The sequence below is a fragment of the Pontibacter sp. GD13 genome (assembly GCF_058216355.1).
The window spans coordinates 148,580-169,276 of the sequence record NZ_JBYZMQ010000008.1; the positions used below are offsets into that span (position 1 = coordinate 148,580).

The window sequence follows — 20,697 nt, forward strand, 5'->3', positions numbered from 1 at the left end:
TTAAAAAATTATAGACCAATGTTTACACCGAAGGTGATTGTTCTGGCTTGTGGATATACTAAAAAGTCAGTACCAAGGGAGGTATTGCTTCCGCTGAAAGTGTTAACTTCTGGATCCAGACCTGAATAGTCTGTGAAGGTTAACAAGTTCTGGGCCTGAGCATAAACACGCACTGTTCTCAAATTAGCTTTCTCAACTAAGCTTTGCGGCAGATTGTAGCCCAGTTGCATGTTCTTCAATCTGATATAAGAACCATCTTCAATCCATCTATCGGAATTTCTTCTGTTGTTATTAGGATCACCATATACAGCTCTAGGAACATCAGTATTCGGATTTTCAGGAGTCCATCTGTTCAACACTGCTGAGGTCTGCCCAAAAACACCGTTCATACCTTCAGAGAATGCTCTGGTGTGGTTCCATACTTCGTTGCCCTGAACAAACTGGAAGAAGAATGAAAGATCGAATCCTTTGTAAGACAAGTTGTTAGTGATACCACCTGTGAAATCAGGCTGAGCACTACCAAGAATCTCCTGGTCTTCACTGTTGATTATACCATCTCCGTTGATGTCTTTAAACATAATGTCACCAGGACGAGTGTTAGATGACTGGTAACGAGCACCGGTATTACCTGTTTTAGTTCTCGCTTCAGCATCTAAAGCATCGATCTCTGCCTGTGTCTGGAATATGCCAACAACTCTGTATCCTCTGAAAGCACCAAGTGGTTGTCCTTCTTCTACCCAGTTCGCAAAACCAGTTGCAAATGGAGTACCGTCGTTCAGTTTCGTTACTTTGTTTCTATTGAAAGCAATATTGAAGTTGGTGTTCCATGAGAAACCATTCGCAGCCTTTGCATCTATATTGTAAGATGTTAAAGAGAACTCAAGACCTTTGTTCTCTATAGAACCAATGTTTTCAGTTATGCTTGTAAAGCCTGAGCTACCTACTAAAGAACGCCCTAATAACAGGTCATTTGTTTCTTTCAGGTAAGCATCTACGTTTAACACTAATCTGTTGTTAAGTACTGACAGGTCTAAACCAACGTTTGACTGTGTCGTCTCTTCCCAAGTAAGATCAGGGTTACCTAATTGTGAAGGAGCTAAACCAGCACGCTGAATGTAGTTTGCACCTGGTGATACTAGCGCTCTTGAACCGAAGTTTGAGATCTCCGAGTTACCAGTTATACCATAGCTACCTCTAAGCTTCAATTCACTGATAAACTCTAAGCTCTTCATGAATGGCTCTTCTGAAATTCTCCATCCAACTGAACCAGCAGGAAATATACCATAACGGTTGTTTGCGCCAAATCGAGATGAACCATCAGCTCTGACACTTGCTGAGAACAAATACTTGTTCTTTAGTGAGTAATTGAATCTTGAGAAGTATGAAGCAAGTCCCCATCCTGTTTGAGAAGAAGACGCAGAAGTCTTAACTGAACCAGCAGAAAGTTGCTTGATATCATTTCCAGGGAAGCCTGTAGCACCTGCAAAAATAGAGTTCTGTGTAGACTGCTGATAAGCAATACCTAACAATGCAGAGAAATCATGTATTTGCGAGAATGTTTTTCTGAAATTTAATGTATGCTCCGTCAACCACGCTACGTCCTGCACATAAGATTGCTGGCCAGTACCATTTGTACCTGCACCTGTGTTAGTAGTAGTCGGCCTGAAATCTTCGTCGCGGAAAGTAAGGTAGTCAAGACCGAAAGTAGACTTCCACTTTAACGAAGGGAGAATGTCATACTCAGCGAATGTATTACCAATTACACGCGCGCTGATGGCAGACAAGGTGGGCTCAAGCGCCGCTGCTACCGGGTTTTCAGTAGATGCACCAGGATCTTTTGCATATGTTCCATTCGCTCTGTATACAGGGATGTCACTAGCTACCAATACTGCAGTACTTACTACACCATTAATGTTGTTGTCGTTCTGAATACGGCTGCTTTCAGAACGGCTTAAACCTACACTTGTTCCAATTCTGAATTTGTTGCTCAGGCTATGATCCAGGTTCAACCTACCGTTCATCCTTTCGAAACCTGAACCGATCACGATACCTGTCTGATCAAAATATGTACCTGAAACGTGAAATTTAGTTTTATCACTACCACCTGAAAGGGATAGGTCATAATTAGAAATTGGTGCAGTCCTGAAAATTTCGTCCATCCAGTTTGTAGTAATTGCTGTAGACGGGTCGTTAAATGTAGAGACATCACGAATTCCGTCTGCATCATCTATAGCCACATATTTACCACCTACAACCCCTAGTTTAGCGCCACCAAATACATAAGCAGCAAGGTCTGAATATGAATTCCAGTTAACACCAAAAGCACTTATATTGTTTGATGCATTTAATGGGTATCTGTTCTTAACCTGATCCAGATAAAGCTCAATTTGCTGAGGTCCAGTTAAGGGCTCCAGCTTATTCCAGGCGGTTTGAGTACCGGTGTAGTAACCAAAGTTAACTTTTGTCCTGCCTGATGATCCACGCTTTGTAGTGATCAACACAACACCATTAGAAGCTCTTGAACCATAGATTGCAGCAGAAGCAGCATCTTTCAGGATTTCCATTGACTGGATATCATTCGGGTTAAGGTCAGCCAGAGCGTTAGTCTGCTGGCCACCTGTACCAATACTAGTATAGCTACCAGTGTTAATTGGAACACCATCAACAACATACAATGGCTCGTTGCTAGCACCAATAGAAGCAGCACCACGTACACGTACAGCAATACCGGCACCAGGAGTACCAGAGTTTTGTGTTACCTGCACACCAGCAGCACGACCTTGTAGTGCCTGATCTACTGATACAATTGGAACGTTCTTCAGTTGTTCTGCACTTACTGATGTAATAGACCCAGTAAGCTCTTCGCGTGTCTGTGTACCATAACCAACAACCACAACTTCAGAAAGTGTTTTTGTGTCTTCTTTTAAGGAAACATTTATCACACTTTTGCCTACTGTACTTATTTCCTGTGGCATATAGCCCAGAAAAGAGTAAAGTATCGTTGCATTTTCTGACGGTACGTTAACTACGTAACTTCCATCCGCTGCAGTAAAAGTACCAGTCGTCGTTCCTTTTACAACAACGTTTACCCCTGGTAAGGGCTGACCATTCTCTGCGGCAATTACTTTACCGGAGATGGATCGACTCTGTGCTAATGCCACATTTGATAGCATCCATAACAGAGCAAAGCTCAACAATAGAACTTTTCTCATAAAGATTAAATGTAATAATTGGTTAGTTTGAAATAAATTAGTTGCCAAATATATCTCTTAATTTGATATACAAAAATATCTTCACAAAAATAATATGCGCTAAAAATGTTACTTTAAACCTCTATAACGGTAATTTACAAGAAACACATTTTACTATATAGGTTTACCACTACTTTTATCAACACATTGTTTCCTACCGCGCCACAATTAATGTTTACACATTGAATAATTGAAATTTTAGAAGATTTGACACCTCATAATAATTTTATTATATTTTCTACAGTTTTAGGTATATACTTCAGATATTACAATTTGCCTAGCTTAGGCCAATATAAAGTGCTTCAACCTACATTTTACACACCCTGTGTTATATAAAAAGTATAAAATAAAAAAAACGGTGCAGAAGCAACTTTTCTGCACCGTTGTAGTATAACACTAAGTTTAGCCTGTTATTTCTGCTGCTTCAGGTTCTCCTCAAAGAGTTTATAGATTCTTTTATATTCATCCGTCCAACTGCTGGGTTCTACAAACCCATGGTCCTCAACCGGGTAAACAGCCAGTTCCCAGTTATCTTTGCCTAATTCTATCAATCGCTGTGTTAGCCGCACCACATCCTGAAAATGCACGTTGGTGTCTACCATTCCGTGGGCAATCAGCAAGGCACCCTTTAATCCATCAGCATAGTATATGGGGGAGCTTTTGGCATAGGCCAGGCTATCTGTAGAAGGCGTGTTCAGGATATTGGAAGTATAGCCATGGTTGTAATGTGCCCAATCGGTAACTGATCGCAATGCGGCACCCGCTGCAAACACGTCGGGCTCCGTAAACATGGCCATCAGGGTGATAAAGCCGCCATACGAACCACCATAGATCCCGATCCGCTTCGGATCAACGTTATACTTATCCACCAGTAACTTTGCCCCATCCACATGGTCGCTCAAGTCTTTGCCGCCCATAAACTGGTAAATTCCGGTGCGTACGTCACGGCCATACCCGGCACTGCCCCTGTAATCAATATCCAGCACAGTGTATCCCTGATCGGCCAGGAAGTTATGAAACATATACTCTCTGAAATAACTGCTCCACCACTTATGGGCATTCTGAAGATAGCCGGCCCCGTGTACAAAGACCACAGCCGGACCACCCTTCTCCGGATTCTCAGGCTGGTATAACCGCGCGTACACGTCCTGCCCGTCTTTTGCCTTAAAGGTGATCACCTCCGGCTCACGCCAGTCATAAGACTTAAATTCATCGGTCAGCGAGTTGGTAACCTGTTTTGGTCGTGCGCCCTTTTTGTTGTCCATCACGAAGAGCTCCCAGGGCTTATTGCTGGAGGAATAGCGTATGGCCAGGTGTTTCTCATCCGGCGACACCTCTACTTCACTGGCGCCCGTCATGTTGGTAAGCTGCACCATTTCACCCCCTTGCGCGGGCATACGATAGAAATTCTTCACACCCGGATGCGCTTTGTTGGCTGTAAAATAAAAAGTCTTCTTATCATCCGAAAGCCGCACGTCCGACACCTCAAATTTCCCTTTGGTGAGGGCTTTCTTCATACCGCTGTTCATATCCAGGGTATAAAGGTGTGCAAAGCCGCTCTCTTCCGACTCGAACCAGATATGCGCATTGTCCGCCAGCCAGCCCAGGTCGCCAGGGCCGTACCCAATACCAGGACCATTCACCCAGGCGTCATCATGCTGCCTGTCCAGTACCGTTAGCTTTCCGGTGCCAGGCTCCAGGCGCATGATCCAGCGGTCTTTGTTATCCTCTGAGCGGGCTACCACCACGGCATGCTTCCCGTTTTCTGACCAATAAGGGCCATAAAGGGTAGTAGGCCGTATGTCTGCTTTCTTTGTCTTCCCCTCTGATGCTCCTTTCGCTATACTGGCTTCCGCAGCCTTATTATTCAGGTAGGCTGGCTGGTCATAAATTCCCGCTACATCGTTCATCTGCACGGCATAGGCAGAATCGCGCTTGATGTCATACACAAAGAATTCCGACGTGCTCTGCGCATCCCCTACTTTTGTGCGCGTGTTGATATCCTCGGTATAACCCGAAGCGGTTACATAATTGGGCACAACCGCTACTTTAGAGTTCTTGGGGCGTGCTATAAGCTGATAGGTAATGTACTGCTCATCCGGACTAAGCTGCAGGTTATTTACAAATTTATCCTCAATGTATATTTCCTTTGGCCTGGCGGGGGCATCGGCCAACCGCTGCTTCTTCTGTGCTGCTTTCTCCTCCTCACGCTCACGCACAATCTGCAGCAGGGATAACTGTTGCTCTTTCAACCAGTCGCGCTGCGCATTTTTACCATCCTCAGGTTGCTTCTTCCCTTTTTTAAAATCGGTGAGCTGCATGGTTTGTCCGTTGCTGAGCGACCATGCATACAGGTTACCATCTTTGGTGTAAGTTACTTTCTGCTCGTTAAAACTGAAGTCGGGGTTACTCTCGCGCTCCACGGTGTTGGTAACTTGCTGCGTCTTATTCTTCTTAATATTATACAGGAAGATATCGCCGTCCTTCTCATACACTTTCTGAGTATGGGCACGGTTGTAATCCCCGTTTTGGGCTGGCAGGCTTTTCCGCTCTTTTGCGCTTACTTTCCGGATATTTTTCCCGTCCGGGGTCGCACTGTATAGGGAGTCGCTTTTATTCCCATCAGGGTTCCAATAGAAATAGACCTTTTTGCCGTCCTCAGACCAAAACACGTTACTGGGCGCGGTGCCTATCCATTTGGGGTCGCGCATGATCTTTTCAACGCTGAGCGTAAGCTTCTCATGCTGTGCCTGCACACTACTGCCGCAGAGCATGAGCCAGGCCACCAGGGCAATGGCTTTAAGTTTATAGAGCATCTGTTGTTTCATTATAAAAAATGGAATTTATAGCCCTCAAATTAAGAGAATTATGTTTTTAAAGCAAAACCGCCGCCTGCATGGGCTCATGTGCAGGCGGCGGTTCCAACTATTTCTAGGATTTCTTTTTCTTACCGAAGTCCATACTTGGGTGCTGCTCTTCGTGGCTTGTCAGGTTTTGGTAGAACCTGGCGAACGTCAGCACTTCTGCCTCTCCGAAAAGTTTTCCCATAAAAGTAATGGTCGTCGGCATCCCATTCTTTTGGAAGCCGTTGGGGAGTACCACGCAAGGATGCCCTGTCAGGTTGGTTACCACCAGGTTGTTGCTGGCAAACGAAGGACTGAGATACACATCGATATCCTTTAGCTTTTCCTGCATTTGCTGCACCAGCAATGCACGCACACGCTGGGCCTGCAGGTATTCGACGGCGGGTATAAATCGGGCAGACCGAAAGGCATTGGGCCAGGCGTTCTTATGCTGTGCTACCAGCAGGCTATCGCGGCCACTTCTGGTTAACTCGTCGAAAGCGGCTGCGCCTTCTACTGAGATGGTGAAGGTAAGCGCACTGGCCGGCAGGTCGGGGAGCTCAATGGGCACCAGCTCTATGCCGGCATTGCGTAAAACGGCCAGGGTGGCGGCATCGTTTTCCTTAAAGCCATACTTGCGTTCAAAGTCTTTTTTAAGGTAGCCTACACGTAGCTTTTTTGGATCTATACTTTGGTTAAAGTTGAAAGGAGCATCATACACGGACTGATCCAGTCCATCGGGTCCGTAAATGGCGTTGAACACAAGGGCGCAGTCTTCAGCAGAGCGTGCAATTGGCCCGATCTTATCCATGGACCAGCTTAGCGCCATGGCCCCATGCCGGCTTACCCGACCAAAGGTAGGGCGCAAACCGGTTGTTCCGCAAGCCGTGGAAGGCGACACAATAGAACCCAGGGTTTCGGTACCGATAGCGTAGGGCAACAAGCCGCCCGCCACAGCTGCCGCCGAGCCTGCCGAGGAACCGCTCGAACCCTTGTTTATATCCCAGGGCGTTCGTGTTTTGCCTCCGTACCACACATCTCCCATGGCCAGGGCTCCCAGCGTCATTTTGGCTACCAGCACGCCTCCGGCATCCTGCAGCCGCTGCACCACCGTGGCATCCTCATCTATCACCTGGTCTTTATATGGCATTGCCCCCCAGGTGGTTTTATACTTCTTGGTAGAAAGCAGGTCTTTTACACCGAACGGAATTCCGTGCAGCATCCCTTTGTACTTTCCTGCCTTTATTTCCTGGTCTGCTTTGCGGGCTTGCTGCAAGGCCAGCTCCTCGGTGAGCGTTGTGACGCACTCCAGCACCGGTCCATACTTTTTAAGCCGGGCCAGGTAAAACTTTGTAAGATCCTCTGAGCTTATCTGCTGGGTACGCACCAGCTCGGCCAGTTGGGGAATGGAATAAAAAGCTAGTTGCTCTTTGTCTTTTGGCAACTTAACCTTTTCTGGCCTGGCTACCTCAAAAGCCTGTTTCTGCGTTGGGAAAGTATAGCCCACCGGGATCGGATTGAATACCAGAGCTGGCGCCACGCTGTTTGGCAAAGGCTGTTTCCTGATCTCCTCATAATTCTCTTTCAGGTCTTCCAGCTCCGAGATAGTAGAATCCAGGTGCGCATCCGAGAAATGAAGTCCGATCAGCTTTTGCGCATCGCGGAGAATCGGGACAGTCAGGTTATTTTCTGCCACCCTGTTAATCAATGCGCCGGAGGCAAAACTTACGGCGCATAGTATAGCTAAAGTTATCTTTTTCATGATGAGATTCATTAATTATTTGGCTAAAATAGCAAATGTTATGTATTGGATTATTAGTCTCCACATATTAGTTTCACTTTTTTCGGCCAAGCTTTTATTTTATGCAACGGGCAACCAACTCTTTAAAGCATCGTGACATGATTCCATCTTCTATTGATAAATTTTCATCCAGACTACTGCTTAAAACGCTTTCATTTAAACAAACAAAAAGAGGTTACTTTTAAGTAACCTCTTTTTGTTTGTTTAAAGTATTCTGAAATAATTAATACCCAGTGTTTTGAACAATGTTAGGGTTCGTATTTATTTCAAATTGCGGAATAGGCAAAGTGAATAAATAGTTTCCTGCAGAGATGCCATCAGATCCGGGCTCTATGCCTGTACCATCTGAACGATCTCCAAACTCTGAACGATCAACTGGTAAACCTAAGCGCTTTAGATCATAGAAACGATGGCCTTCAACAGCTAGCTCTAAGCGTCTTTGCAATAAAATGGCATCATACAATCCAGTACCTACCTCTACTGCAGTAGCTGCATTGAAGTCTGAATATCGTCGGCTTCTAATTGCATTCAAATCGCTCAGGGCTTCTACTTGCATATTTAAATTGAAGTAAGCTTCTGCTCTATTTAAATAAACCTCAGAGAGTCTGATAACTTTTACGTCTACTACATTAGCTAAACCTGTTGCTCTTCCAACGTACTTTTTGACATAATTGAAAGGCTGACCATTAAAAACGGTCTGTCCAAAATAAACAGGCTTTCTTACATCAGTCGCACTATACAGGTTAAATAAGTCAAATGTAGGGCTATATTCTGGGCGTACACTTGTTCCTGACGACTGACCAAATCCTACCCCAACGTTAATTCTATCCTCATCTATGATTCTGACTTTGAAAAGCACTTCCTGCTCAGTTCCATCCGTCCAAATCAACGGAAATTGAGCGATGGATGCCAATTGCCTGGTTGCCGGCGCATTGTTAATAGCAGCAGTTGATGCATCAACTGCCTTTTGCCATTCGCCCATATATAAATAAACCCTTCCCAAAAGAGCTTCTACTGCTGGTTTTCCCATTAGCCCCACACCATTGTTGGCAGCAATTAAAGATTCAGCATCTGTAAAATCTTTGATTACCAAACTGTAAGCCTCCGGCAGTGGTGTTCTTGCTGGCAGTAAATCAGAGGCAGTAGATGTTACATAAGGTACTCCTAAAGTAGCAGCAGTTGCACCTTGATAGCGTGGAGCATATGTCCTTAGTAAATCAAAGTGTGCTAATGCTCTAAGTGCTAATGCCTGCCCTTTGATGTTGTTCTTAAAGTCACCATCCTCTAATTTATCTATATTCTCTAATATAAAATTAGTTCTCCGGATTGTAGTATATGCATCATACCACATGTTCCAGGTTCCGTCAGCTGTATAGTTATATAAATAAAACCCTTGCTGAGACCGTCTTCCCTGAGAGTTAATAATCAAATTATCGGCTAAAACATCCGGGGTGGTTATCATAGACCCCCCATCTTGCCCACCATAGTATCTGCTTAGCTTCAGACCTGAATAAGCACCTCTAATAGCATTTGTAAAATCTGCTGGCGTATTAAATGCATTTTCTACTGAAATAGCGTTATAAGGAACCTGATCTAACTCTTTATCGCAACTGGCTAACGACATTACACCGAATGCCATTAAATATATTCCTAATCTTCTCATCTTCATTTTTTGTTAATCACCTTTAAATTAAAAGCTTACGTCTACACCAAATGTAAACTGGCGCGTCTGTGGATAGCTATATAAAGCTGCCTGACCGCTATACACTAAGCCTGATTCTGCACTACCTGTTCCAACTTCAGGATCTCCAAAGAAGTCGTTCGGGTTATATGTTAGCAGGTTCTGACCCTGTATATATACCCGGAGTGTTTGAATCTTCACCTTGTTTGTGAGCGTTGCAGGAATTGTATAGCCTAAAGTTACATTTCTCAAACGCAGGAAAGAGGCCTTCTGAAGGTACAGATCTGTTGATCGTGTAACGTTATTATACTTAGCTTCCGGTAAAAGTGTATTATCTCCTGGATTTTTCCAGTAGTTGAAAGCAAGTGTACTTTGGTTTTGGTAATAATTATCACCCTGAGACACTAAGTCTCTATACACGTAATTGTAAATATAATTCCCGCTAACAAAGTTGAAGTTAGTAGAGAAATCCAGCCCCTTATAGGCTAGGTTTGTTCCAAAACCACCATAGAATTTAGGGTTTGGACTTTTACCGTCTAATACCACTGCATCATCAGCAGAATAAGTCGTCGTAATTTCTCCGTCTTTAGTCAGGTATTGAGCCTCACCAGTGGCTGGGTTTACACCAGCCCAACGCACTAACTTGTATGTTCCTACTGCGTATCCTGGCTGGAAGACAGATATACCATTTAAACTAAGGAACTCCTGACCTTCATTTAATCTTTTAACTTCGTTTTTATTGAAAGTGATGTTTCCGTTAAAAGATAAAGTCAGATCGCTATTTCGGATAACATCTATCCTTAGACCAGCCTCTAAACCTTTGTTTTCAATAGAACCAACATTTTTCGTTATTGAAGTTTCACCAGTTGTAGAAGAAATAGGTGAAGCTAATAACAGGTCGTCAGTTGTTTCATAGAAAGCATCTAGCGTTAAAGCCACCCTAGACTGCCACACTTCAAAGTCTAAACCTAAGTCACGCTTTATTTTGCTTTCCCAAGTAAGCTGCGGATTTGCAATTTGTGTAGGTATTGTACTAGTTAAACCCGCATAGTTACGGAAACCAAATAGTCCCAGTGAAGCGTAGTTACCAATGTTAAAGTTACCCACAGTTCCAATAGAAGCTCTTATCTTTAAAAGAGACAACCAGTCATACTGTTGCATAAACGATTCAGAACTAGCTAACCAGGATGCACTTCCTGAATAGAAATTTCCGTATTGATTGTCTCTACCAAATCTTGATGAGGCATCACGTCGAACACTTCCTGTTAAGAAGTACTTTCCTTGGTAGTTATAATCCAAAGCTGATGCTAGAGAAAATATCGTCCAGGCAGACCTAAATGTTGAGTTCTGGTTGATGTTAGCTGAGCCATTATCCTGGGTAGGAAAGTCCGGGCTTGCAAATCCTTTTTTGGATAACGAATAACCGAAGATAGAAGACTTCTGGAATTCCTGGAAGGCTAAAATATTAAAATTATGATCCTCACCTATTTTGAATGTGTAATTAGCCTGGTTGATCCAGTCATAACCGAATTCTTCTGAACCATTATCGGTTTTGCTTCCTCTTGCATTTCTATCACCAACATACAAGTCAAGAACTGAAAGTGGCTCCGTAAATGCCTCTCTGCTATAGTCATTATAGGTCATTCCTAACTTAGAAGATATGTTTAAGCCTTCTATTGGCTTCAGAGTTACAGCAAAAGAGTTTAATCCAGTTAAATATGAACGTTCTTCCGGGTTGTGCTCAATGGCATCTAATATTGGGAAGCCCTGACTTGTATAATTGATACTTCCATCTTCTAAATAAGGAGGCTCGTAAGGGTTATAAGCATATGCAGCATAAAATGGGTTCTGAGCATTATATCTGTCTCTCAGTTCATTTGTTCTGGTGCGCCCTAAGCTCAAATTATTACTTACTGTTAACCAAGGCTTTATTTCAGAACTAACATTCAACGCGCCTGTGTATCTGTCAAAATCAGAACCGATTGTAATACCTTCTTGGCCAAACTTCTGTAATGAAAAATAATAGTTTGTTTTACCACCTGCAGTTCCCCCAAATGAAAGTTGATGAGAGGTCATGTTCGCTGTTCTAAACAATACATCTCTCCAATCAACACTCTGTGCAATCAAAGCATCATAACCAGCCTGGCGCTCTGCATCAGTGATATTGAACAAGTTTGCAGAACTAGGAAATCCGTTTTTCATCAGGTATTGAGTGAAGTCAGGGTTCTCGTAACCTATTTCATACTCATAACGCAGTTTTTCTTCTGCATTCATCAGGTCAAAATTATCCGGGATTTTCTCGTTTATACCAGACTGGAACCGGTAAGTTATTTTACCTTTTGATGTTGCACCAGATTTAGTTGTAATAACCAATACTCCATTGGAACCCCTAGCACCGTAGATAGAAGCAGCAGCAGCATCTTTAAGTATAGATATGTTCTCAATATCATTTGCATTGATGCTAGAATAGAACTGGTCAGCCATATTATCAGGAATCTGAACACCATTCACTACCAACAAAGGAGAATTTCCACCAGATATAGAACCAGTACCCCTTATTCTAATATAAGCATTAGCACCGGGCTTACCATTTGCAGCAGTAACCTGTACACCAGCAGCTTTTCCTTGTAGTAACTGATCTACAGATGGATTTGGCTTCTGCTCTAATTCTGATGCTGTCACTACTGACACAGAAGAAGATATATCTTCTTTGGCTTTAGTTTGATAGCCTGTAACAACCACTTCATTCAATTGCTGTTGGTTTAACTCAAGACTAGCATTAACTGAATTTGAGTTACCAATCTCACGCTCAATGTTCTTGTAGCCGATGTAGCTAAAAATAAGCGTGTTACTCCCTGCAGGCACATTGATATTATACTCACCATTAGCGCTTGTTGCAGTACCGACCTGTGTTCCTTTTACCAACACAGTTACTCCGGGCAAACCTTGTCCAGTCGACTGATCGATAACTTTTCCGTTAATTGTCTTTCCTTGTTGCGCCCATGCCTGTATGGCAACAGCAAACACAAGAAAGAGACTAAAGAGTAAACTCTTCTTCATAAATCTGTAAATTAGGTTAGATAATAGTTTTTGTGAATAGATGATAACCCAAATATAACTATTTATTTCAGAAACCAATCCCCATAAAAAAAATTGACTTTATTTTTTTGCCATCTAACTTGTAAATACACAATATTCCTAGATGCAACACAGGCGCAAAAAGCTTTACATGCCCATAAAAACCTCATAAATACCACCAATTCAAATCTTAAAATTACTGGAGTAGTAAAATGGAACAATTTCAAATGATAGTATATTAAAATAGTTCAAAATAATAACCCAAATCACAAACTGCAATAAAATATAATTTTTACAAGTGAACACCACCTCACAAGGCCACAAGCACACATCAGGTGTTATTAAAATAACACTGATGTAATATATGCCTAGTCATATAATCACATAAACAAAGGAAGTGGTAAAAATATTTTTTGCGTCTATAAGCTCATCCAAAAGCCTTACACCGGATAGGTAACAGCATCTTCTTAACCAAATTTATAAATACACTGCTCCACCATTTTTACCGCACTTACCTTTAATGAATCAGGTATTTAATTTGTAATGCTAACATGCTGGCTCGTCCTACTCGTATTACCTGCCTTTTCATCCATAACCATTAATAGACTCACAGCTTATGTTATATCAAAATTCATTAGTTTTAAATCAATGTATTTTATATTAAATCATAAAAAACGTATATTTATAATCTCGCATCGTACAGGAAATCAGCTTTTCATGTGCAGTACTAGCCAGCCCTACTTACAAAATCTTGCAAGAATGAATAAGAGCACCCGAAACGCACTAACACCTATGCCTTTTTTAGTATACAAGCCCGCCTTGCTTCCATACGTGTTTCTCCTGCTGCTTTGCCTGCTCGTGACTGCCTCTGGTTTCGCGCAGGATTTGAGTAGTTGTGCCAGCACCCGCATCAACACCCTACAACGCCAGGCCACGACCTCGCCAGCGCATAAGCGGCTGATGGATTTGTATGACATTACCTTTTATAAGCTAGACCTGCAACTGGAGCGCAACAGCACCTACATTAGGGGCGCCGTAAGCTTAACCGCTAAAATCAAAACAAATGGATTTGACCTGTTTGCTTTTGAACTACACCCCAATTTCGAAATTGACTCTGTACTTGTAAATAACAGCCGGGAAAGGGGCATTACCCGCACGGGCAGCGATGTTACAGTGCAGCTAAGCGCCGGCCTGGCTGCCAACGATAACATCACCACCACTATTTATTATAAAGGCGTAGCGCCGAGCAGCAATTCTGCCGCGATTGGCAACGGTTTTAGCACGGCCACGGAGCGCACGTGGGGCAACCAGGTAACCTGGAGCCTGAGCGAGCCCTATGCCGCTTACGAGTGGTGGCCCACCAAACAAGTGTTAACCGATAAAGCCGACTCGGTATATGTTTTTGTTACTACAAGCGCTGAAAACAAGGTGGGATCCAATGGCCTGCTTTCCCGCACCGTAGCTCTGCCCGGCAACAAAAAGCGCTACGAATGGAAGTCACGCTACCCGATCGATTACTATTTGGTTTCAGTGGCAGTCTCTAATTATGAGGAGTACACACAAAGTGTTAGTTTACCAGGTTCTGGCGACAATGTGCCTATCGTGAACTACGTGTACCGCGGGGGTGCCCTGAACGCGCTGAAGAATGAGATGGACCGGACACCTGGCTTTATAAGCCATTTTTCACAACTATTTGGGCTCTACCCTTTCCGGAAAGAGAAGTACGGCCACAGCATGGCGCCTATTGGGGGCGGCATGGAACACCAGACCATGACCACCCAAAGCACTTTCACCTTTACACTCACTGCGCATGAGCTGGCCCACCAGTGGTTTGGCGACAACGTGACCTGTGCCAGCTGGCAGGACATCTGGCTGAACGAGGGTTTCGCATCTTACGCAGAGTACCTGGCGCTGCAGCAGTTTAACGCGGCTGGCGCCGAACAATGGATGCAGGATGCCCATGACCTGGCGCTGCAGCGTCCGCAGGGGTCTGTAAAGGTGCTCGATACCCTGAACGTAGGGCGCATATTCGATTACCGTTTAACCTACAAAAAGGGGGCAAGCGTGGTGCACATGCTTCGCTACGAGATAAACGACGATGCGCTGTTCTTTAAAGGCCTCCAGAATTACCAGCAGCAGTTTAAAGGAAGCACAGCCCGTACTGCCGACCTGCAGCAGGTTATGGAGCAAACGACCTCCAAAGACCTTGATTACTTTTTCAGGCAGTGGTTTGAGGGCGAGGGGTTCCCTGTTTTTGAGGTGCAATGGAACCAGGAAAACAACCGCTTACTGATCGAAACGACGCAACAAGGCAGTGGTAGTACCGCTTTCTTTAAAACCGACCTGGCCTATAAGGTGCTCACGGCAACGGGCGATACCACCATCCGGTTTACGCAAACGCAGCCAAGGCAAAGCTTTGTGGTGCAGGTAAAAGGGAATGTTACCGGCATTGTACTTGACCCGGAGGCCTGGCTGTTGAAGCAGGTGGCAGGCAACGCCCGCAACCCTGACCTGCAAGTTCCAGCATCCGGCTTGGCTATGCTCTACCCGAACCCTGTTACCGGTAACACGATTCAGGCAACCGGCCTCGACTTCTCCCCTACTTCGGCCACTATATTTGACACGGCAGGCAGAGCAGTAAGGCAGCAAAGCCTGAGCCCGAACACGGAGACAAGTATAAATGTTGGCCTGCTGCCCGCCGGCATCTACCTCCTGCTGCTTAACGATGGGGCGCAAACACGCCGCATTCGGTTTGTAAAACTGTAGCCCCCGAACAACACACCATGCAGGCAGCTCAGTATTGCATCATGGCGATCACTTGCTGGGCCTCCCGTACATTGTACTCATAAGCCAGGCGGCGGTAGTTGATCAGGTCGATGATGGTGCCGATAACACACAGGCCGCCGGTAAAAAGGTATAACAGGCCCAGGCCAATCTGCCCGACGACAAAACGCTGGATGCCCGCCACACCAAAGAAGCCGACAATCGTTGTAGCCAGGATCAGCATGGGCTCGCGGCGACGCGCCCTGTAAATGTTGGCGAACTGCCGCGCCTGCTCCTCCGGCATGTCGCGCACCAGCGTTTGCACGTAGTTCATTTCATCCGGCTCCAGGTCCGGCATCAGGTGTAAAATGTTAGCCATGGTATTGGTTTAAGGTAAAATGTTTAGCGTATTTATACTGCAGATAGAATAACTGTATACTTCTGTAAAGCAACATACTCACGGCAGGCAGCGCAAGCGGGTGCGCCTGCCACGACAAGCGCCATTCGCCCCGGACAAGATAGGCAATGCCATGGCCCAAGCCGCAGCCCGGACAGCCGTCTTGCCAAAGCCAGCTAAAAGGGCAAAAGCTGAAATAATGCCTCCCCTCCGGATTCATCAACGCAAGCGCCGCTAAACCCAATACCCACAACATTGCCTCCGGCACATACTTATACCGCTTTAAAAGCCGTTGCATACACGGTAGCGCATTAAATTTAACATTGAAAAACCCCTTCCGTACTTAAATAAAAGTATAATTTAAAATAAAAATATAACATTTGAAAGTATGCGGAAAAGTATACCTCCCATCCTGTTGCTTTTACTCCTGAGTTCGGCCGGCTGCTACCGCATTCTGCCGTCCGATGGCGGTGGGCAAGGCGACATACGGACCAGCAGCCGCCCAGTAGACCCCGCCGATATTGCCCTGCCCGCAGGTTATAAAATAGAAGTGGTTGCCACTGGCCTCACCTTCCCGACCGGCATTGCTTTTGATGAACGCGGCAGGGTGTATGTAACAGAGGCCGGGTATGCGTATGGGGAGGTTTTCCTGGAGCCAAAGCTGCTGCGGATAGAGCCTGACGGCAGCACGGCCACGATTGCTACCGGCCAGAAAAACGGCCCCTGGACGGGCGTAACCTACCACGATCAAAACTTCTACGTAGCAGAGGGCGGGCAGATGGAAGGGGGGAAGATACTCCGCATCTCGCCTGAGGGCAACATCAGCAGCCTGATAGACAAGCTGCCTACCAAAGGCGACCACCATACCAACGGACCCGTAATTGGCCCGGACGGTTACCTATACTTTGGGTTGGGAACGGCAACCAACGCCGGCGTCGTGGGGCCCGACAACTATGATTTTGGCTGGCTTAAACGACACCCCGATTTCCATGATGTGCCCTGTCAGGATATTATACTTGCCGGAGAGAATTATGTAAGCCAGGTGCCGATCGGGCCACAAAGCAAGCGGCAAACGACAGGCGCTTTCTCCGCTTATGGCACGCCAACCTCCAAAGGGCAAATTGTTCAGGGCAGCATTCCGTGTTCCGGTTCCGTCATGCGCATCTCTCCTGATGGCGGACAGGCAGAACTGGTTGCCTGGGGCTTTCGGAACCCCTTTGGCCTGGGCTTTACGCCCGAGGGTGCGTTATATGTTAGCGACAATGGCTTTGATGTGCGCGGCAGTCGCCCAGTCTGGGGCACCGGCGACTACCTGTGGCAGGTAAAGCAAGACCAATGGTATGGCTGGCCAGACTTTGCCGGTGGCCTCGCCTTCGACGGCGAGAAGTTTGCCCCTCCGGGTGAGAAGGCCCCTGTGCCGGTGCTGGCCAGGCACCCGAATAAACCCCCGAAACCAGCCGCCGCGCTGGGTGTACACTCCTCCTCTAACGGCCTCGACTTTTCAAGCAGCAGTAGTTTTGGCTTTAAGGGCGAGGCTTTTATCGCGCAATTCGGCGATATGGCCCCTGGGGTGGGCAAGGTGCTGGCGCCGGTAGGGTATAAAGTAGTGCGGGTAAATGTTGCCGACGGAGAGATACATGACTTTGCAGCCAACAAAGGGAAACAAGTGGCACCGGCCTCTAAACTTAAAACAGGCGGACTGGAACGCCCGGTCAGCGTCAAGTTCTCTCCAGATGGTCAAAGCCTGTACCTTGTGGACTTTGGCATTATGAAAACAGGGGACCAGGGCCCTGAGCCGCAGCAGCGGACGGGTGTTGTCTGGAAAATCACTAAAACAAACTGAGCGCCACATGAAACACGTAACCTCCTACTGCTTATTTCTCCTTTTGATGCTGGTGTTGTGTTGCTGCGGCACTGCGCGCCGTGGTGCCCCTTTATACGCACCGCTCGCTATCGACAAGCCTGCGGTGGCCAACGGAGAAGTTGTTTTTATGACCTACTGCCAAAAGTGCCACCCTGCCGGCACGGCAGGCTTAGGCCCTTCGTTAAACAATAAACCCCTGCCCGGGCTGTTTATCCGCTACCAGGTGCGGCACGGGCTTGGCATGATGCCGGCCTTTAGCCAGGAAGTACTATCTCCGGAAAAGCTGGACGACCTGGTGGCTTACTTAAAAGAGTTAAGGGCTGCCAAATAAGGTATTTCTTTCACTAAATAAGCTGCATTTACCCTGTACTATTAGCTTTAGGCGAACTATAGTTGCTGATTCTTAACTTTCTGAAAACCAAAAAGTATAATTTATTAAAGTATAATTAGTTTAGTATACTTTACGCGTATACCCATACTCTCTAACTAAGAACTGGCTGCATAACAAGGAAAAAAAATCATAAGCCATACTTTGTTTGCAGAATTGATGGACTTTAAAGCTCTGCTTAGATGCTGATTTTTTTAAATAAGCAGGCGGCAATTATAGAATTAGTCGATGTGGCCCAGGATCTTAAACATAACCCAGAACTGCCAGGTGTACCGCCCCGTCATAAACCAGTGCTGGTTTATGACGGGGAATGCAGCTTTTGTAAGTACTGGGTAAACAGGTGGAGCGCCATAACAGGTGATGAGGTTACGTACAAACCCTTCCAGCAGGTGCAGGAATCGGACTACGGCATCAGCAAAGAGCAGTTCCAGAAATCAGTGTACCTGATTAAACCGTATCGAAAGCTGCGTGGCGCCGAAGCTGTTTTAGAGTTGCTGGCCATAGCGGGGATACCACCTGGATTATTATGTACAAAAAAATACCGCTGGCAGATAAGCTCTTCGAGATAGGTTATCGTATGGTGGCTGCTAACCGGAACGCGTTCTATCGCCTTACTAAAATGATCTTCCGGCACGAGCCAGATGCTTCAGAATAATGCTATTATACCTGAGGCGCTATAACACAGAGGCCCGCACATAGCGGTGCGGGCCTCTGTGATTCTGTTATCTGCTACTGTTTCTGGCATCTTTCTGCCAGGAGTAGGCACTTGCCTCTATACGTTAGAAAAGGCTATGGTTTTAAGTAGTTTCAAACAAATCATACGTTTTAAAGAAGCTATTTTTACATAGGCATACCCGGCCTGTAATCTACTGGCCTGTCGTTAATGTCGCAGCTTGGATATTCGGTATCCTGCTGCATTCTGTGCTCTTTCTCCAATCTATGCTTTCTTTGTAACCGCTCTTCTTCAAGCATCTCCTGGGTATTGTCATCCGTAAACCCTCTGGATACGCCAAAGCTCTGGTCTACGGTTCTTTCGCTCATATCCCCGGTGTTATAGAATATGTCAGAAAGGTACCCTCTTCTGTTCCGTCTCATCATAAACTCCTTTCTTTAATGGGTGCTGGGTTGGTTCCAACACGGTTAATGTATTTATTATAGTATTATTATACGATTTATACTTCAATATGTCATTCAAAAAAACAATAATATCTTTGTTTTCAGAAGCTTACAAAGTGAAGTTTTGTACATAAAAAAAGCCTGCACAGGTAAATTCTGTACAGGCGCTTGCATATAAAACGTTCGGTAACTCCTAGCGCTTTTTCTTGGTTTTCTTTTTAAACGTGCGTTCCTGCTCTTCCGCTTCCTTGATCAATGCTTTCCAGTCGTACTTGGCTTCGGCACTAAAGTCGATGGTGGCTTCATAATCATCCTTATCCACTTCCAGCACTTTAATATCCTTCGTCAGGTAGGTTTGAATCTCGTTTAGCACAGCTTTTTCTTCCGGGGCGCAGAAGCTAACCGCAATGCCTTTATCTGTTCCCCGCCCTGTGCGGCCCACCCGGTGCACATAGTTTTCGGGTTGCTCCGGCAGGTCATAGTTCACGACATATTCCACGCTCGGAATATCAATGCCGCGTGCGCTTACATCCGTGGCGATCAGCAGCATCACTTCGCCTTTCTTAAACTGACGCATCACATCAAGCCGGTCTTTCTGCTCTTTGCCACCGTGTATGCTAATTGCTTTAATACCCGCCCGCTCCATGGCAGCCACCACCCGTTCGGCACGTACTTTGGTGCGCACAAAGGCCAGTATCTTCTTGTCAGGGTTCTCCTTTACCACACGCTCCAGAAAAAAGCGCTTGTCGTCCATGCCCACGTACATCACGGAGTGGTCTACGTTTTTGGCTACGGGGTCTTTTGGCGATATTTGGATACGAACCGGCTTGTGCACCAGGGAATAAGCCAGCTCTTTGATCTTTTCGTTAATGGTAGCCGAGAAAAACAAGGTCTGCCGTTTGTAAGGCAGCTTCGTGATCAGTTGCCGGATGTCGTGGATAAAGCCCAGGTCCAGCATGTGGTCTGCCTCGTCCAGCACGAGCATCTCCACCCTGTTCAGCAGGATGTATCCCTGGCTCACCAGGTCGAACATGCGCCCCGGAGTCGCCACCAATATATCGATGCCTGCCTCTAGCTTTGCTATCTGCGGCCCCTGCTCTACCCCGCCGTACACGCAAAAGGTTTTCACGCGCGTTCCGCGGCCAATTTCGTTAAACACCTCGGTTATTTGCAAAGCCAACTCGCGGGTGGGCACCATCACCACGCATTTAATACCATCGTTTCGCTTGCGGTTTTTGGCAAACTGCAGCTTGTCTAGTATAGGTATAGCAAAAGCGGCAGTTTTGCCGGTGCCTGTCTGGGCAATGGCCAGCACGTCCTCCCCCTTCATAATAGGCGGAATGGCTTTGAATTGAATATCTGTGGGCTTTTTAAAGCCTAGTTTGCTCAGGCTGTTCTTTATCTCGTCGGAGATGCGGTAATCTTCAAATCTCATGGCAATGCAGTTATACCTGGTTACTACCTGTTTTACGGCAGAACCAAAGTGCAAAGGTACAGGCTTTATTTAATTGATCG

At 45.7% G+C, this 20,697-nt stretch carries 13 protein-coding genes; 4 read left to right on the forward strand and 9 right to left on the reverse strand.

The window, feature by feature from the left end; all coding sequences use genetic code 11:
- Positions 1-8: 8 nt before the first annotated feature.
- From AC4BAN_RS12635 to AC4BAN_RS12655, 5 genes are all read right to left on the reverse strand, one after another.
- Complete coding sequence (locus AC4BAN_RS12635; RefSeq protein ID WP_490564766.1) at positions 9-3,212, reverse strand: SusC/RagA family TonB-linked outer membrane protein; 3,204 nt, start codon at positions 3,210-3,212, stop codon at positions 9-11.
- A 449-nt stretch (positions 3,213-3,661) separates the two neighbouring features.
- Positions 3,662-6,067, reverse strand: coding sequence for a prolyl oligopeptidase family serine peptidase (locus AC4BAN_RS12640; protein ID WP_490564767.1), 2,406 nt, complete (start codon positions 6,065-6,067; stop codon positions 3,662-3,664).
- 115 nt (positions 6,068-6,182) lie between these two features.
- Positions 6,183-7,856: an amidase gene (locus tag AC4BAN_RS12645; RefSeq protein WP_490564768.1), complete on the reverse strand. Its 1,674-nt coding sequence runs from the start codon at positions 7,854-7,856 to the stop codon at positions 6,183-6,185.
- Positions 7,857-8,118: 262 nt separating this feature from the next.
- Positions 8,119-9,558 (reverse strand): RagB/SusD family nutrient uptake outer membrane protein, encoded by a 1,440-nt coding sequence (locus AC4BAN_RS12650; RefSeq protein WP_490564769.1) that lies wholly within the window; start codon positions 9,556-9,558, stop codon positions 8,119-8,121.
- A gap of 27 nt (positions 9,559-9,585) precedes the next feature.
- A complete protein-coding gene (locus tag AC4BAN_RS12655) occupies positions 9,586-12,636 on the reverse strand; it encodes a SusC/RagA family TonB-linked outer membrane protein (RefSeq protein WP_490564770.1) in 3,051 nt (1,016 codons plus the stop codon).
- An 810-nt stretch (positions 12,637-13,446) separates the two neighbouring features.
- On the opposite strand from AC4BAN_RS12655, the gene AC4BAN_RS12660 reads away from it, so the two are divergent.
- Positions 13,447-15,420 (forward strand): M1 family metallopeptidase, encoded by a 1,974-nt coding sequence (locus AC4BAN_RS12660; protein WP_490564771.1) that lies wholly within the window; start codon positions 13,447-13,449, stop codon positions 15,418-15,420.
- A gap of 28 nt (positions 15,421-15,448) precedes the next feature.
- On the opposite strand, the gene AC4BAN_RS12665 is transcribed toward AC4BAN_RS12660, so the two are convergent.
- Positions 15,449-15,796: a TM2 domain-containing protein gene (locus AC4BAN_RS12665; protein ID WP_490564772.1), complete on the reverse strand. Its 348-nt coding sequence runs from the start codon at positions 15,794-15,796 to the stop codon at positions 15,449-15,451.
- Entirely contained in the window at positions 15,789-16,112 is a 324-nt protein-coding gene (locus AC4BAN_RS12670; protein WP_490564773.1) for a DUF2752 domain-containing protein, read from the reverse strand. Before AC4BAN_RS12670 ends, AC4BAN_RS12665 begins: the two co-directional genes overlap by 8 nt.
- 90 nt (positions 16,113-16,202) lie before the next feature.
- Here AC4BAN_RS12670 and AC4BAN_RS12675 point away from each other — a divergent pair, with 90 nt between their 5' ends.
- The 3 genes from AC4BAN_RS12675 to AC4BAN_RS12685 all read left to right on the forward strand — a co-directional run bounded on the left by AC4BAN_RS12675 (position 16,203) and on the right by AC4BAN_RS12685 (position 18,635).
- On the forward strand, positions 16,203-17,657 hold the full coding sequence (locus AC4BAN_RS12675; RefSeq protein WP_490564774.1) for a PQQ-dependent sugar dehydrogenase: 1,455 nt from the start codon (positions 16,203-16,205) through the stop codon (positions 17,655-17,657).
- Positions 17,658-17,664: 7 nt separating this feature from the next.
- Positions 17,665-18,009, forward strand: a complete 345-nt coding sequence (locus AC4BAN_RS12680) for a c-type cytochrome (protein ID WP_490564775.1) — start codon at positions 17,665-17,667, stop codon at positions 18,007-18,009.
- 239 nt (positions 18,010-18,248) lie between these two features.
- Positions 18,249-18,635, forward strand: coding sequence for a thiol-disulfide oxidoreductase DCC family protein (locus AC4BAN_RS12685; RefSeq protein ID WP_490564776.1), 387 nt, complete (start codon positions 18,249-18,251; stop codon positions 18,633-18,635).
- 271 nt (positions 18,636-18,906) lie between these two features.
- Here the strand turns inward: AC4BAN_RS12685 and AC4BAN_RS12690 are convergent, their stop codons facing one another.
- Together AC4BAN_RS12690 and AC4BAN_RS12695 are read right to left on the reverse strand one after the other, a co-directional pair.
- Entirely contained in the window at positions 18,907-19,164 is a 258-nt protein-coding gene (locus AC4BAN_RS12690) for a hypothetical protein (protein WP_490564777.1), read from the reverse strand.
- Between the two features lie 211 nt (positions 19,165-19,375).
- Positions 19,376-20,617, reverse strand: coding sequence for a DEAD/DEAH box helicase (locus AC4BAN_RS12695; protein ID WP_490564778.1), 1,242 nt, complete (start codon positions 20,615-20,617; stop codon positions 19,376-19,378).
- Positions 20,618-20,697: the final 80 nt, after the last annotated feature.

Excerpts from the sequence above, each read along its gene's own strand:
- AC4BAN_RS12660 (WP_490564771.1), top strand. The coding sequence starts at position 13,447 with ATGCCTTTTTTAGTATACAAGCCCGCCTTGCTTCCATACGTGTTTCTC.
- AC4BAN_RS12685 (WP_490564776.1), top strand. The coding sequence starts at position 18,249 with ATGCTGATTTTTTTAAATAAGCAGGCGGCAATTATAGAATTAGTCGAT.
- AC4BAN_RS12645 (WP_490564768.1), bottom strand. The coding sequence starts at position 7,856 with ATGAAAAAGATAACTTTAGCTATACTATGCGCCGTAAGTTTTGCCTCC.
- AC4BAN_RS12690 (WP_490564777.1), bottom strand. The coding sequence starts at position 19,164 with ATGATGAGACGGAACAGAAGAGGGTACCTTTCTGACATATTCTATAAC.
- AC4BAN_RS12670 (WP_490564773.1), bottom strand. The coding sequence starts at position 16,112 with ATGCAACGGCTTTTAAAGCGGTATAAGTATGTGCCGGAGGCAATGTTG.
- AC4BAN_RS12655 (WP_490564770.1), bottom strand. The coding sequence starts at position 12,636 with ATGAAGAAGAGTTTACTCTTTAGTCTCTTTCTTGTGTTTGCTGTTGCC.
- AC4BAN_RS12650 (WP_490564769.1), bottom strand. The coding sequence starts at position 9,558 with ATGAGAAGATTAGGAATATATTTAATGGCATTCGGTGTAATGTCGTTA.
- AC4BAN_RS12665 (WP_490564772.1), bottom strand. The coding sequence starts at position 15,796 with ATGGCTAACATTTTACACCTGATGCCGGACCTGGAGCCGGATGAAATG.
- AC4BAN_RS12675 (WP_490564774.1), top strand. The coding sequence starts at position 16,203 with ATGCGGAAAAGTATACCTCCCATCCTGTTGCTTTTACTCCTGAGTTCG.
- AC4BAN_RS12695 (WP_490564778.1), bottom strand. The coding sequence starts at position 20,617 with ATGAGATTTGAAGATTACCGCATCTCCGACGAGATAAAGAACAGCCTG.
- AC4BAN_RS12680 (WP_490564775.1), top strand. The coding sequence starts at position 17,665 with ATGAAACACGTAACCTCCTACTGCTTATTTCTCCTTTTGATGCTGGTG.
- AC4BAN_RS12635 (WP_490564766.1), bottom strand. The coding sequence starts at position 3,212 with ATGAGAAAAGTTCTATTGTTGAGCTTTGCTCTGTTATGGATGCTATCA.
- AC4BAN_RS12640 (WP_490564767.1), bottom strand. The coding sequence starts at position 6,067 with ATGCTCTATAAACTTAAAGCCATTGCCCTGGTGGCCTGGCTCATGCTC.